Annotated in this window: 11 protein-coding genes; 6 read left to right on the top strand and 5 right to left on the bottom strand. The window is 39.9% G+C overall.

The window, feature by feature from the left end; genetic code table 11:
- Positions 1-6: 6 nt before the first annotated feature.
- From A9479_RS03130 to A9479_RS03120, 3 genes are all read left to right on the top strand, one after another.
- Positions 7-669: a response regulator transcription factor gene (locus tag A9479_RS03130; protein ID WP_010392247.1), complete on the top strand. Its 663-nt coding sequence runs from the start codon at positions 7-9 to the stop codon at positions 667-669.
- A 370-nt stretch (positions 670-1,039) separates the two neighbouring features.
- Positions 1,040-3,436, top strand: a complete 2,397-nt coding sequence (locus A9479_RS03125; RefSeq protein ID WP_016899050.1) for a TonB-dependent receptor — start codon at positions 1,040-1,042, stop codon at positions 3,434-3,436.
- Between the two features lie 71 nt (positions 3,437-3,507).
- Positions 3,508-5,052: a sulfotransferase gene (locus tag A9479_RS03120; RefSeq protein WP_064662675.1), complete on the top strand. Its 1,545-nt coding sequence runs from the start codon at positions 3,508-3,510 to the stop codon at positions 5,050-5,052.
- Positions 5,053-5,156: 104 nt separating this feature from the next.
- Here A9479_RS03120 and A9479_RS03115 read toward each other — a convergent pair whose 3' ends face one another.
- Both A9479_RS03115 and ylqF read right to left on the bottom strand, forming a co-directional pair.
- A complete protein-coding gene (locus A9479_RS03115) occupies positions 5,157-8,612 on the bottom strand; it encodes a PAS domain-containing hybrid sensor histidine kinase/response regulator (RefSeq protein ID WP_064662674.1) in 3,456 nt (1,151 codons plus the stop codon).
- 425 nt (positions 8,613-9,037) lie between these two features.
- Positions 9,038-9,982, bottom strand: a complete 945-nt coding sequence (gene ylqF, locus A9479_RS03110; RefSeq protein WP_008465001.1) for a ribosome biogenesis GTPase YlqF — start codon at positions 9,980-9,982, stop codon at positions 9,038-9,040.
- A 92-nt stretch (positions 9,983-10,074) separates the two neighbouring features.
- Between ylqF and A9479_RS03105 the strand changes: the two genes are divergently transcribed.
- Together A9479_RS03105 and A9479_RS03100 are read left to right on the top strand one after the other, a co-directional pair.
- Positions 10,075-10,611 carry a YaeQ family protein gene (locus tag A9479_RS03105; RefSeq protein WP_024602252.1) on the top strand — a complete coding sequence of 179 codons (537 nt, stop codon included), beginning with the start codon at positions 10,075-10,077 and terminating at the stop codon, positions 10,609-10,611.
- Positions 10,612-10,795: 184 nt separating this feature from the next.
- The gene (locus tag A9479_RS03100) at positions 10,796-11,401 is read left to right on the top strand and encodes an alpha/beta hydrolase (protein WP_028834704.1); all 606 of its coding nucleotides are present in this window, start codon (positions 10,796-10,798) and stop codon (positions 11,399-11,401) included.
- Here the strand turns inward: A9479_RS03100 and A9479_RS03095 are convergent.
- A complete protein-coding gene (locus tag A9479_RS03095; protein ID WP_016899028.1) occupies positions 11,398-11,607 on the bottom strand; it encodes a hypothetical protein in 210 nt (69 codons plus the stop codon). The two genes, A9479_RS03100 and A9479_RS03095, sit on opposite strands and share 4 nt — an antisense overlap.
- 399 nt (positions 11,608-12,006) lie before the next feature.
- Between A9479_RS03095 and A9479_RS03090 the strand changes: the two genes are divergently transcribed.
- Positions 12,007-12,480, top strand: a complete 474-nt coding sequence (locus tag A9479_RS03090) for a Dps family protein (protein WP_008112861.1) — start codon at positions 12,007-12,009, stop codon at positions 12,478-12,480.
- A 64-nt stretch (positions 12,481-12,544) separates the two neighbouring features.
- On the opposite strand, the gene A9479_RS03085 is transcribed toward A9479_RS03090, so the two are convergent.
- Together A9479_RS03085 and A9479_RS03080 are read right to left on the bottom strand one after the other, a co-directional pair.
- Complete coding sequence (locus A9479_RS03085) at positions 12,545-14,617, bottom strand: S9 family peptidase (protein WP_064662673.1); 2,073 nt, start codon at positions 14,615-14,617, stop codon at positions 12,545-12,547.
- Positions 14,618-14,768: 151 nt separating this feature from the next.
- Complete coding sequence (locus A9479_RS03080) at positions 14,769-15,344, bottom strand: hypothetical protein (RefSeq protein ID WP_013466224.1); 576 nt, start codon at positions 15,342-15,344, stop codon at positions 14,769-14,771.
- Between the last annotated feature and the right edge of the window lie 240 nt (positions 15,345-15,584).

The following is a 15,584-nucleotide window of genomic DNA, read 5'->3' as shown; positions in this document are numbered from 1 at the left end:
TTTGAAATGGCTTGTGCTGTGAATACCATAATTGCTGATGACCACCCTTTATTCAGAAGTGCGCTACGTCAAGCAGCAGCGACTTCAGTACCAGAACAATATATAAAAGAAACCAGCGATATCGACGGTTTGTTTAGCTTATTAAAATCACACCCCGAGATAGAGCTGATATTTTTAGATTTAACAATTCCTGGCGCCAATGGTTTACAAGCGCTCTCGCAACTAAGAAATCAATACCCTGATATATTAATTATTATGGTATCGGCTAACGAAACCCCCACTATCATAAAACAAGCCATGAGCTTAGGTGCTGCAGGCTATATTCCAAAGTCATCATCCCTTGATGTGATCAGTGAAGCCATTGAACATGTACTCAATGGAGACTCCTGGTTGCCAACAGATATTGACTTAACTGATGTGGTTGTTAATGACGAACAGAGCAATTTTGCCCGCAACCTAGAAAAACTCACTCCACAGCAATACCGTGTACTCGCGATGATAGCCGACGGGCTCTTGAACAAACAAATTGCCTTTGAAATGTCGATTCAAGAAACCACCATAAAACAACATGTATCGGCCATTTTGCGAAAGCTGAATGTGTATAACCGTACCCAAGCAGGCATTTTGTTTAATCAGCTATCTCAAGTTGGTAAGTTAGAGGCGAGCTAATATAAATTAATACACTTTAAGTATTTCTTTATAATCTTTTTTAAGGCTGTCTAGCTGAAATTATTAATACATACATTAGCACTGGCAACTAGCTGGCTCATATGCGGACTGTACTGCCCACCAAACGCGCCAACCAAAAAGTTAACAAATGATGTAAAGTTGCAAAAAACAAACCAAATTTAAAAAATTTCATGTTGATATTTTTATGCAATAAAAAACTAAAAAACACCGAAAAAAACCTTTTTAATGAATAACCTCTCTAGATTAATGAATATTGATTTTAAAGCCACACCCGCCGCACTTGATTACACCTCATTAACATGCTTTCTTGATATAAAACAATAATCAAACAAACATTCACAGGGTCAAAATGAAAAAGTTTAAAAGAAAAATTCTTGCTTGCGCAATTACAACTCAATTAATCACCTCTTATCATGCCTCAGCAGAAGAAAAGCCTAAAGTTGATAAAGAAATTGAACAGATTGAGGTTACTGCTACACGTCGCTCAGGTTCAATTCAAGAGGCTCCTTTAAATATTACAGCGCTTAATAGTGATGTCATAAAGGATCAAAACATTGGTGATTTAGAAGATGTAGCTCGTTGGGTCCCAGGCCTAACAGTTTCAGATCAAGGTGGTCGTGAAGGCTCTCCAATTATTGTTCGAGGTTTAAATACTAACTCGTCAGATCGCGGCTCTGATGGGGGCACTGTAGCTACTTATGTTGGTGAAATACCGCTTAATATTAATCTTCGCTTGACTGATATTGATCGAGTCGAAGTATTAATTGGCCCGCAAGGTACCTTATATGGTGCTGGTACTTTAGGTGGTGCTATACGCTATTTATTAAAGCAACCACAATTAGACATTACTGAAGGTAGCGTGAGTGGCGATTTATTCGCAATTAATGAAAGCGATGATACTGGGGGTGAGTTTGGTCTGGTATTTAATACCCCGCTTATCGATGACGTATTAGCCGTTCGTGCCAGCGTTAATCATTATGACAGACCTGGTTATATTGATTATAAATACGTAGTACGAAACCCAGGGGTCTCAAACCCTAATCCAGATTTTACAAACCAAGATGATATTGATGAAAACTTACAACGCGTTAATGACGTTAACGATGAGCAAATCACTACGGGACGCTTTTCTGTTCGTTGGCAGCCAAACTCATCAATTGATGCAACACTCAATTACTTTTATCAAAAACAAGAAAATGGCGGCAACTCAACGTCACAATATGGCGCATTAGCAAATAGCAGCGCACTTCAAGGTACTGTAGGTAAATATGAAAACGCAGCTCGCGTGCTTGAACCGGGCGAGCAAGAAAACGATTTACTTAGCTTAGAAATCAAAGCTGATTTAGGCTTTGCTGAACTTGTATCAGCCTCTGGTTGGTCAAGCTATGAGCAGTCTGGGCAGCGAGATCAAACCGACTTACTTTATGATATTTGGACTGGTTACGCTGATTTTCCTGCATTTGTTGGTCAAACTTTAGATACTTCAGATCAAGATAACTTCACTCAAGAATTGCGTTTAGTATCGGCTTCAGAGGGCCCATTAAGTTGGATTGTAGGCGGCTACTATAATAAGCAAGAAAACTTATCAGATGACCGCGAATATACCCCAGGCTTAACTGACTTTTGGGGCGGTGGTATTGCGAACGTACAAAAAGATCTAGAATATATCGCCCTCAGTAATTCAGAAATAACAGAAAAAGCATTATTTGGTGAGGCTGGCTATAGCTTTACTGATCAGTTTGATATCACTTTGGGCGCGCGTTTATATGAATATGATATCTCCACCAATGCAGGGTCAGCTACACCACTTTATTCTGGCAATTTCTCGTCTCTTGACCAAATTGAGATGGAAAATGTTAGCGCCAATGATAACGGTAATCTATTTAAATTTAATGCAAACTATACGTTTGATTCTGGTGTACTCGCTTACTTTACTGTCAGTGAAGGGTTTCGAATTGGTGGCGGTAATGGTATTGCGCCGTGTCCAGATGTGTTACCAGAACAGCAAATTGTTTGTGCTCTTCCAAGTGAAGAAGACTATAAGGCTGATACTACGGTAAACTATGAACTTGGCTTTAAATCAACCTGGCTCAGAAATCGATTGCACTTTAATGCTGCACTCTTTAATGTTGACTGGAATGACGCCCAAGTGGGTAGCTCTACTGTTAATGGCCAAGAGCTTATTACATCAAATGCAGGCTCAGCAAACTCAAAAGGCGTAGAAATTTCATCTCGTGCAATCATTGGCGATCACTGGACAGCTTATGCGACTTACGCTTATGCAAAAGCAGAACTAACTGAAGATGCACCAGATTTATTTGGTATTGGCATTGGCGCTATGAATGGGGATCGATTACCCGGCGCCCCTGAGCATCAGTTTTCATTCGGCCTTCGTTATGAGCAAGATGTGCTAGACGATAAACTACTGAGCGTTAACTACGGTATGACTGCACAAAGCGATATGATTACCAAAGTGGGCTTAAGAGACGATGGTGAGACATTAGCTGGCTATTCATTAAGCAACTTATCAGCTAAGTTAACAGGTGATATGTGGTCAGCTACATTATATATCGACAACTTGTTCGATAAGTATGCTTTTACTTCGGTACGCCGTGATAAGTCATGGGCTGGTATGTCGACCTCTGGCGCGAATAAAGCGTTACCTGAATTACAACGCGTATACGCTCACTATACAACAACTCCTCGCACTATTGGTATGAAGTTTACTTATAACTTTGAACTATAAAACTGAGCGATAGTTAAAAGCCTTGTTGATAATCAGCAAGGCTTTATTATTACCTCTCGTTAAGGTTATTTATGCTAACAGCACATCAACATCAGTTAAAAAAACAGGTATTTACAGCAATAAACAATAACCAGTTATCCGCCGCTCACCAACTGCTAGTTAAGCAATTACAGTACGATGCGACAGACCATTTTTGCTATTACCTACTAGCCGAAGTGAATATTGCTGCAGGCAACAACTACAAAGCCATACAACTGATAGAAAAAGCCTTAACAATCAATAACCATCCTTTATATGTGCTGCATTTATCTAAGCTAATGATACTAAAGGGTGACGTAACAATGGCGACCAGTTACTATCAGGAAGCTATCAAGTATCAAGGTTATGGGCCTCTAGAGTGGGATACCTTAGCTAATATAGCGACTCGACTTGGTGACTATGAACATGCTTTAGCATGGCAAAAAATAGCTTATGAAGCCGCACCTACACACCCCAAAATTAATTACAACTTAGCCATTGCCTATAAAATAAATGGCCAATTAGATCACGCAAAAACGCTATTATTAGCGCTTATAAAACGCGAGCCAAGTTACTTTCAAGCACATTACTCTCTTGCAGAACTAAATACCTCAACTGAAGCAAAAACACATATTACCGAACTAAAAAAACGACTTAGTAGTAGCTTAACTGCAACAGAACAGCAAATGATTTATCACAGTTTGGCACTAAATCACGAACATATTGGTGATTATGAACAAGCTTTTAGTTACTTTCGTGATAGTAAATTGGCTATAAAACATCAGATAAACTATGAAGCCAGCAAACACCAAATATTTTGCCAACAATTAATAGCATTAAGTGAAAAGATTCAATTAACAGCAAAAAACGCTGACTTCTCACCCATATTTGTCATGGGTATGCCTCGCTCAGGCACCACATTAGTAGAAAAAATTATTAATCAAAGTACCGAGGTGACCGGCCTTGGGGAGCTAAATGACATTGCACAGCTACTACAAAGCACTGCGGCGTCAAAATATGTTTTAGATATCCGTATGATTGAGCAGGCATTTCAAAAGTTTACGCTTGATAACCCCTTAAATGGCTACCAATCGCGCTGCGAAAGCATGATGACTTCACCTAGAAGCTGTGACAAGCAACCCTTTAATTTTTACTTTATTGATTTTATTTTAGCTGCGTTTCCAGAGGCAAAAATAGTCTGTATGCTGCGCGATCCTGTGGATAGCTGTATTGCAAATTACAGGCAGCTATATAGCCCGCACAGTGCATTTCATCATTACAGCTATGACTTACAAGATATTGCTCATTTTTATCAAGATTATAAGTTACTTATCAACCACTTTCAGAAAAAGTATCCTAATAATGTAATGATTCAACACTATGAAGAGCTAGTAACAGATGCCACCTTGCAAACTCAAACATTATTTAATTTTTGTAATTTACAATGGCAGCCCAGCTGTTTAGCGTTTTATAAAAGCAACAGCGCCTCGGCTACTGCTAGCAAAGTGCAAATTCGCCAACCACTCAATAGTAAGAGTATTGGCTACTGGCAACATTATCAGCAAGCCTGTGATATGTTATCGAGTAAGTTTAATTAATCGATAATAATTAGCAAGTCATGCCTTTCACCCGCAATTAGTGATTCAAACATAGCTAAAAATCATGAAAAACAAGGCTCTGGTGTGTTATTAACCCACTTACCTTAAAGTAAAGTTAGTCGTTTTATCATTCTTTTTAATGCCGGTGCTTTAAGTGGTTTGTACAATAAAGGATAACCTGCATCAAGTACGCGCTCGCGTATTTGCTCATCGTGGTTTGCAGTATTAACAATGGCAGGCAACGTCATTAATCCTGCTTGTTCAATCACCTCAAGCCCCGTTACACCATCATCCAATTGATAATCAACAATAAGTAGTTGTGGTAGTGTATTTTCTGCTTTGAGTTGCTCAAGTTCAATTAAGTTAGTGGCGGTGGCAATTTCACAGCCCCAGTTTTCTAGCAACTGTTTTAGCGCTTCAAGTACATTACGATCGTTATCCACAAGCCAAATACATAAACGACCCAATTCAGTTTCTGAATTGGCAGGTACATGCGCAGTGGCTGGTGTTTTTAAACTAGGTTTGCATGGCATGGTTAAAGTAAATTGAGTGCCTTTATTAAGCTGAGAGCCCATTACCAAAGGAATATTTAATAAATCACAAATACGTTTGGTGATAGAAAGCCCCAATCCTAATCCCTCGGCGTTAGGTTTATCGCCCAGCTGCTTAAATTCTTGATAAATACTCTGCTGATCACTGGTAGCAATGCCTATGCCTGTATCTTCAATCACAAACGATACATGATGTTCATCAAGTAAAACTTTTAAACGTACTTCACCATACTCTGTGTAGCGTATAGCATTACTAAGTAAGTTTCTTAGTACACGCTTAAGTAATGCTTTGTCGGTATAAATTCGCGCATCGCACGACTCAACGATAAAACCGAGGCCTTTTTCTTGAGCTAGTGCTAAATAATCATTACGCAGTGGCTCTATTAAACTACTCACATTAAATTCCGTTAACTGTACTTTAAACGAACCTGAATCGAGTTTAGTTAACTCTAAAATACTCGAAAGTAGCTCTTCTGCACTTGCTAAGGAATTTTTAATATTCATAGCTAGATCTTTAAGCTCAGTATCTTGGGCTTTTTCGTTCATTAGCGAACAAAATAAACTTGCGGCATTAAATGGCTGCAATAAATCGTGACTCGCTGCGGCAAAAAAACGCGTTTTACTTACTGTTGCCTGCTCTGCTACTTGCTTTGCTTTAGAAAGCGCTTGGTTAGCCTGTGTTAATGCGGCAGTGCGCGTAGCCACTTTTTCTTCAAGACTAACATTCGCTTCGGTGAGTGCTTTTTGTTGTTTTACAAACTCACTTATGTCGGTGTAGGTCGTTACAAACCCGCCACCAGGCAAGGGATTTCCTTGCATTTCAAATACTCGGCCATCACTATGTGCGCGTTGATATTTATACGCGCTGCCTTGTTTTAAATAGGCTAAACGCTTATCGACTTCTGTATTAATATCCTCACCACGAAATAAGCCTCGCTCAGCGTTAAAGCGAATAATATCGGCAACGGGTCGGCCTATATATAAAGCACTATCGGGGTAATTAAACATGTGCTTATAGCCTTGATTCCATGCCACCAAACGCAACTCACTATCTACTACGCTAATACCTTGTTGAATGTTTTCAATGGTAGATTGCAGTAAATCACGATTAAATTTAAGCACTTGGCTAGCTTCATCGACAAACTCAGCAACTTGCTCTAAAGGCTGGCGCTGCTCATTTTTCGCTACATCTAAAATTAGCCGTGCTGATGCACCACCAATAACCGCTGACATTTCACGCTCAACTAATAACTCAAGCTCAACATTAGCGATACGTTTCCATTGGCTTTTGTCATGCGGAAAATACTGCTGCACTAAAGAATGGCTCGCGTCTTTTTCAGCAAAACGCTGTAATAATGCCCCTAAATCTTCATAATTGAGTGGCTGCAATGTGGTGTTTAATCGCGAGTCGTTTAATTGAGATATGAACTTATTGCTTTGCAGGCGCTCAGCAAGCGTTGCACGACTAAATAGTGGTACAAGCAAATACACTAACGTATTAACCCCTAACGACAACAGTAATGATTGGCTAATACTTTCTAAATTCAATGAAAGTAAATTAGTGGGCGCTAACCAAGCAACTTGCCATGGCCCTTCTATTAACCAACTACTTTGGCTGCCAAAACCACTGGCTAAATTAGGTAGCAGTAAAGTGTAACCCCAAATTACAAAGCCACTTAAAATACCGAGCTGTGCACCACGACACGATGCGTGGCGCCACCATAAACCAATAATCATCGCAGGAGCAAATTGCGCAACCAAGGTAAACGACATAAGCCCAACGGTTGCAAGTGTGGTGGTTTCTGCAAGCACTCTATGAGTGAAATAGCTGAGTAATAAAATAAGTACAATTACAATTTTACGCGCATGCAATAAGTTGTTTTTATCCAATCCTCGGCTGCTTGACGTTAACTGTGAGCGACGCAAAATAAACTGATTAATAAAATCATTAGTGATCATCACCGACAGCACAATTGCCGACACAATCACCATACTTGTGGCCGCTGAAAAGCCACCTAAAAAGGCCAGTAAGGTTACCCCGCTATTATCTGTCGCCATTGGCAGCGCTAATACGAAGGTATCTTGACCAACGCTACTATCACTAAAATAAACCAGTCCAGCGTAAGCTATAGGTAAAATAAATAAGTTAATCAGTAATAAATACAACGGAAATAACCAGCGAGCGATTGCCAGCTCATTATTGTTATTGTTTTCAATAAAGCTCATATGAAACTGACGCGGCAAACATAACGTTGCCAGTATCCCCAACAAGGTATGTGCAACATAAACATAAACGGGGCTTTGAGTCGCGGCAACGTGTGTTGGTATGTTTAGCGCTTGCGCCTGTTCATACAGAGCTATAGGGCTATCAAATATAGAAAAACACACATACAAGCCCACCGCAATAAAGGCAAGTAACTTAACAATTGATTCAAAGGCAATACTGGCAATTAACCCGGGGTTATGCTCACTGGGCTTAAGCCTGCGAGCGCCAAATAAAATAGCAAATAAAGCCAGCAATAACGTAATATAAAACGTACTGTCTGCCCATACTTGGTTACTTTGAGTGGGGGCTCGGTCGGTGAGTAAATTAATACTTTGTGCGGTCGCACTAAGTTGTAAAGAAATATACGGTACAATTGCTATCACTGAAATAAGTGAGATAAGCCCTGACAAACTCGACGACTGCCCATAGCGAGTAGCAATAAAGTCAGCCATAGAGGTAAGCTTTTGCTGTCGACAAATATGCGCAATACGACAATACAGCTGCCAGCCAAAAATAAATAATATAATCGTGCCCGCATAGGTAGGTGCCAACCACCAGCCATTACTAGCCGCTTGTGCTGTGGTGCCGTAAAAAGCCCATGAGGTACAATAAACACCCAATGACAGCCCGTAGGTTAAACCTTTAAAAGGAAGCACCTTACGCCTATCCGCCCAGCCCGCAACTGCAAATAATATCCCTAGATACACCACAGCAATAAGGCTAATAAACCAAATTGAAAACATATTTTTGTTCTTGTTATTATTTTTATAATACTTAACTTAGCATAAGGGGATGTATAGCAAAAAGCAGCACTTACTTTAGTGCTATAAATGAACAAAAAGGTAAAATAAGAATTATTTGCATTTAGGTGTTGACAGTTATTTAAATCTAATTGATAATCACTATCAACAAGACGAAGCATACTTCTTGTGACGGAAAAGTTCATTTGTTTCTCGACCCTGAAACAACGTGTGGCGCACGTTAACAGCTATGGAAACCTGTTATAAACCACAACGCCCCTTGCTGTTTATGACCTGTTTCCGCCCTACTCATTTACTTGCTACATTGCTCATATCGGTGACGGTAGATATGAAACTAAAAAAGCCCTTACGGGCTTTTTTTATGTCTGTAATTTAGTGCGTAAGGCCTTAACCTGCGCTTTTATAAATTAACGACGGTTTTTTCGTGCACGTGCTCGGCGTTGTTTTTTCTCTTCTTCTTTGGCTTGCTTTTTCGCCTCTGCTGCCGCGCGCAATCCAGCCACCATTATTTCTTCTTCTTCACGCATGGCAGGTGTTTCCATGGTAATACGACCGATAATGCCATCTCGTAATTCATTAATTAGAATTTCCGACATTTTATACGTATCGATTTGGTTACCACCGCGAATACAGCCGCGCTTTTTACCCGCCATTTCAACAAACTCCCAATCGCTTTCTGGCAGTTCATCTAATTTATAGCGCGCTTTTAAAAGCTCAGGATAAGCATGCAATAAATACTCAGCGGTGTAACTTGCCACTTCTTCGTACTCAATAGCGGTATCACGTATCGCACCGGTTGCGCCTAAACGATAACCTGAGTTTTCGTTCTCTACTTTTGGCCACAGCATCCCTGGCGTATCGTAAAGCATAATGCCATCATCAAGTTTAATACGTTGCTGCGCCTTAGTAACTGCAGGCTCGTTACCCGTTTTAGCCACTATACGCCCAGCAAGCACATTTATGAGCGTCGATTTACCTACGTTAGGAATACCCATGATCATGGCTTTAATTTGCTTATCGGCACCGACTTTATGCGGCACTAACTTTTTACACAGCTCATTAATTCGATGCACTTCTGCGGCTTTATCGTTACCAAACGCAATGGCTTTTACGCCATTTTCTTGCTCAAAATAGTCTTTCCAGGTTTGCGTCATTTTAGGATCAGCTAAATCGGCTTTATTGAGAATTTTGATGACCGGCTTACCTTCTCGTAAGGTAGCCACCATCGGGTTTTCGCTACTGTAAGGAATGCGCGCATCTAGCACTTCAATGATCACATCCATTTGTGGCATTATTTCTTTAATTTCATTTCGGGCTTTATTCATGTGCCCAGGGAACCACTGGATAGCCATTTTTTAACTCCTAACATATAATTTGTAGCTATTTTAACTGGCAATTCATTTAATTGCGCTATACTGACGCAAATTTTTTCATATAAGACACTATGGCTCTCAAATCTACCATCATGAAGGCGCAGTTATCGCTTAGCGATATGGACCGTCACGTATACCAAGACTTTCACCTGACCTTGGCACAACACCCATCAGAAACAGATCAGCGGTTGATGATCCGCTTACTCGCTTTTGCACTTAATAGCTGTGATGGTTTAGAGTTTACCAAAGGGTTAAGCGCTGATGATGAGCCGGAGCTTTGGCATGTCAATTACAGTGAAGAAATAGAGCTGTGGATTGAGCTGGGGTTACCAGATGAAAAGCGCCTTAAAAAAGCCTGTAATAAAGCTAAAAAAGTAATTTTATATACCTATGGCGAGAATAACCAAGCTATTTGGTGGCAAAAGCATCAGCCTAAATTGTACGAGTTTAAAAACTTAAGCATTTTTAGCCTTGATTATGCTGCTACTCAGTTATTAGCTGCGTTGGTTGATCGTAATATTAAATTGGCTATTACCATTCAAGATGGTGAAGTTTGGGTTAATACCGACACCACTAACATTGAGATAAAACCTCAGCAATTAATGTAACTAGAATAGGTTATACCAATTGCATTAAATTAGTTATCTATTATAGCGACAAGTAAATAAGTCGGTAACAAGGCGAAAATTGTGACATATAGTTGTTCTATATAAATAATTTTTAACGTAGGTAGCGGATTATTTAATACGCTAGAATGATCATGTTTTTAATAAAATTGGTATTAGGGGGCGTATGAAAGTTAAACACGTGATTGTTTTACATGGCTTATATATGTCTGGCTTGGTTATGCGCCCGTTGTGCTCACGCTTGGAGGAGTCGGGGGTGAAAGTTTTAAACCTTACCTACAATACGCGTGACCCTAATCGGGATGCTATTTTTTCGCAAATAGATGAATTTATTGGCAACGAGCCTTCTGCTTTAGTGTGTCACTCTATGGGGGGCTTAGTTGCTCGCGCCTATTTAGAGGCAAACTCAGCGCCAAGTCATCATGTTGAAAAGGTAATCACCTTAGGAACGCCACATACTGGCAGCCATATTGCTGAAAAAATGCAGCAAAAAGGGTTCGAGCTATTATTAAAAAATAGTGTTGAATTTTTACTCTCTAAGAATGGTGATTGGCCTTTTAAAGCCAAGCTATATAGCATTGCCGGCGACTTACCGATTGGCTTAATGCCACTCATTGTAAAAGGCAGCCGCTCTGATGGCACCGTATTATTAGATGAAACCAAGCTAAAGGGTATGGCCGAACATAAGGTATTTCACTTAAGCCATACCAGTATGATTTACTCACGCCAAGTCGTTAATTATATTCTTGAGCGCTTGAATGAGGACATTTAGTCCTCGGCTGCAGCCGCCACTTTGTAGCTGATCAAAAATATAATACCTAGCACTAAGGGCATTGGTGCAGCAATATAGCCAAAGGCATCAGAGTTTGCAAAACTTGCACCCGCTAAGTGCGCAACTAACCCTAATACAAACCCTAGCAAAGCAATACCAATAACGATGAGTTCAGCTTTATTTTCTTTACGTGTTTTAGCTTCCATAATTTCTCTCCGCATCTAATCAAGTAGCCCCTTAACTCAATAAAGTGATCTCTATCAAGTTGGGTTATAGTGATTATGCGCTTTACTTATGAGCGTTTTTTGACCTACATCAATAAATAAAATAAGTGTGCGCTGCGCCTGTCAAAAGCTTGTTTTAGATCATATTTTGTACTCACAAAATAAACAATTTCGCTGCTCAAGGTAGTATTTTTATAAACACAACCCATATCTATTGAACAGCGTTAGCTAACTTATTTAAAAAGTCGAGCTACGGTGATAGCTTTTAGCTATGACACCAATATGTATAAACGATTTTATTAATACACCATCTTAGGTAATACTGACTGTATTGAGCAAGGTGTAAACAAATTCATAAAACGGTTCTTTAAGGAGCAATGTATGTCGCAAGTAAATGCAATTGGTTTAAACAGTACAAAAAGTGAAGATATTATTAAGTCACTGAATACGCTTTTAAGCAGCTATCAAATTCAATATATGAATGCGCGCGGTTTTCACTGGAATATTAAAGGCCGAAACTTTTTTGAATTACATTTAAAGTTTGAAGAAATTTATAACTTACTACTGTTAAAAGTAGATGAAATCGCAGAACGTATTTTAACGCTTGATGGTGCACCGCTACATGCATTTTCAGATTACTTAGAAGTAAGTGAAATTAAAGAAGCAAAAGGGATCAGCGACGGCGTAACCGCAGTAGAGAACTTACTTGCCGGATACAGCAGCTTAATTAAAATGCAGCGCGATATTCTTGCACAAGCCGCTGAAGCTGATGATGAAGGTACCGCGTCATTAATGAGTGACTACATTAAAGAGCAAGAAAAACTAGTGTGGATGTTAAAAGCCTACCTAGATTAAGTTATTTTAAAAAATAGAAAGCCTCAGTTATTACTGAGGCTTTTTTGTAAAAATCATTTACGGGCTATGACAAAGCGATAAAAAAGGCCATTTCTAGCGCTTTTTCTTCTAAGCTCTTAAAGCGACCCGATGCCCCACCATGTCCTGCATCCATGTCGGTTTTAAACACTAAAATATTATCATCGGTTTTATATTCACGCATTTTAGCCACCCATTTCATTGGTTCCCAATACTGTACTTGTGAGTCGTGCAAGCCGGTTGTCACCAGTATATTGGGGTAGTGTTGCGCACTAATATTGTCGTACGGTGAATACGCTTCAATAATGTCGTAAAAATGGGGGTCGTTTGGGTTACCCCATTCATCATACTCATTTGTTGTAAGCGGAATGCTTTCATCTAACATTGTGGTGAGCACATCTAAAAATGGCACATGGCAGCCCACTCCACAGTAAAGCTCAGGCGCTTGATTTACCACAGCTCCCATTAATAACCCCCCAGCACTGCCACCAGAGGCAAACACTTTACTTTTGTTGCCGTATCCTTGCTCTGTGAGCGCTTTGGTTACATCTATAAAGTCATTAAAGCTATTTTGTTTATGCTGTTTTTTACCATGTTCGTACCATGAACGTCCTAGCATTTCGCTTCCACGCACATGCGCAATCGCATAGACAAAGCCACGGTCTAGTAAACTCAGTGATGTACTCGAAAAACTAGGATCTATGGTGATACCATACGCGCCATAACCATATTGAAACAACGGATTTGAGCCATCTTTTTTGAAGCTATCTTTACGATATACCAACGACACCGGCACTTTTACCCCATCACGGGCACTTATCATAAGTCGCTCTGACTGGTAGTCTTCTGCGTTAAAATCACCGAGTACTTTTTGTTGTTTAAGTAAGGTTTTTTCGCCTGTGGTTAAATCAACATTATAGAGCGAGCCTGGCGTTGTTAAGCTTGAATAGTAAATGCGTGCATGGGTTACACTTGGCTCTGGGTTCATCGCAATAGCGGCGTAGTAACAAGGATCATCAAACTCAAGGTTCATTCGCTCGCCGTTTTTATTAACCACAACAAAGCGTGCTTGGCCTTGTTCGCGCTCGCTAAGCACTAAAAAGTCGTTAAATAGTTCAACGCCTTCTAATAATACAGTTTCACGGTGAGGGGTATGTGTTTGCCACTGGTTTTTATCAGCAATGGTGTCGCTTGTTGCGGTCATTAATCTAAAGTTTTTGGCCTGCCAGTTAGTTACTATATAAAAAATATCACCAAGCTTATCGATATCAAATTCATGCCCCTCTTCGCGCGGCATTAAAGCGGTAAACTCACCTTGCGGTTGATTGGCATCAAGCACCCACATGTCGTTAGTTTCTGTGCTCGCCAAATCAATAATAATTAAGCTTTCATCACGGCTTTTACCTAAGCCCATAAAAAAGCTGCTGTCTTGCTCTTCGTATACCAGTACATCTTGGTGTTGCTCAGTCCCTAGTTCATGTCTAAAAACTTGATAACCCAATAAGGTTTTTAAATCCTTTTTTACATAAAATACGGTTTTATTGTCGTTCGCCCAAACAACTTGCCCCTCGGTAATCTCAAGTACATCGTCGAGCATTTTATTGCTGCTTAAATCTTTAAACCGTACTGTGTATATACGTCTGCCGTCGGTATCTTCAGAGTAAGCCATTAATTGCTCGTTGGGGCTCAGTGCCACTTCCCCTAACTCATAAAATTCATAGCCATTGGCAAGTTCATTAACATCAAGTAGTAGTTCTTTATCAGCCATTGCCATACTGCGGCTGCGATAATGACGCGCATATTCATCATCTCCGCGAACCTCTGAGTGATACCAATACTGGCCGTCTTTTACCGGTACAGTGTTATCGTCTTTTACAATACGACCTTTAAGCTCCTCAAATAATGTATTTTGTAGTGGCTTAATGGCAGCTAATTGTGCATCACAATAGGCATTTTCTTGCGCTAAATGTGCGAGTATATCGGCATTTTGTCGCTCATCATCGCGCATCCAATAATAATCATCACTGCGTGTTTTAGCATGAGTAGTCAGCGCATGAGCTTGCTTTTTAGCAACAGGGAAATTAGGTAATAAGCTTAAAGAATAATCAGAAGAAGACACAAAAAAACCGCTTAAAAAATAACAATGGCGGTCAGTTTATCATAAAAATAAAAAAGCCCACTCATAGTTGAGTGGGCTAAAGCGGTATAAATTCGATAACTAAAAACTACGAGAATTTTTATTGTTGTCGTTATACCTAAGGGAAGTTGATTTACTGTATTTGCTGCCAAGCCATCGCCCAGCTTTCACCAACGCCTGGCTCAAACATAGCGCTATTCTCATTCACACGGCAAAACTCACTAAATGGCCATGCCTTACACTGGTATATATGCCCTGTTTTTGGCTGTAATACTTTGGTGCCCGCACTGTACATATCGCCATTTTGAGGATAAACCGCGTCGTATCCAAGGCTATTGACTGTGATTAATTTTTTATTTTTTTCAGCGCGATTAAAGTGAACCACCGCGCTACAAATACCACTGCTTTCAAGTGCAAATATTTTGTTATGTCGGTACGCAACCACCAATCCTTGCTCTGTCATTCTGCCAGCGCACACAAGCGGAATATGCATATTAATATGCTCAACCACCAGCAAACTCCAAGCATGCGGTTCGCCCTGCTCTGGAGAGAGTATTTCATAATCAAACGCTAGCTGAGTTAATTCGCCATGCTCATCGTAAAAGCTCACACTAACCGTATCACCAACAAAGAGCTGGCTATACTGATCGAGCCCAAGACAACCAATAGTTAACCATTCTCCACACGTTAATGATGAATGTATAAACACTGCAACACCTTAAAGAGTCAAACGTCGCCCATAACATATGGCTTTCAACAGGCAAACTAGCTCGTGAGCTAATATGCGTTAACTAAAGTATTAGGTTAAAAACCATTGTGTAATACCAATACCGACTGATTGTAATTCGCAATGTTGCAATAATCAAACAAAAGAATGTAACCAGAGTTTAAAAACAATACTAAAGTTTGCACTAATGAGCATAAAACAAAAAAGCCAACCGCTTTATAA

Source organism: Pseudoalteromonas sp. MQS005, assembly GCF_001661605.1.
Classification (GTDB): domain Bacteria; phylum Pseudomonadota; class Gammaproteobacteria; order Enterobacterales; family Alteromonadaceae; genus Pseudoalteromonas; species Pseudoalteromonas tetraodonis.
The sequence above is the reverse complement of the archived record's forward strand: the minus strand, read 5'-3'. Positions and strand labels throughout refer to the sequence as shown.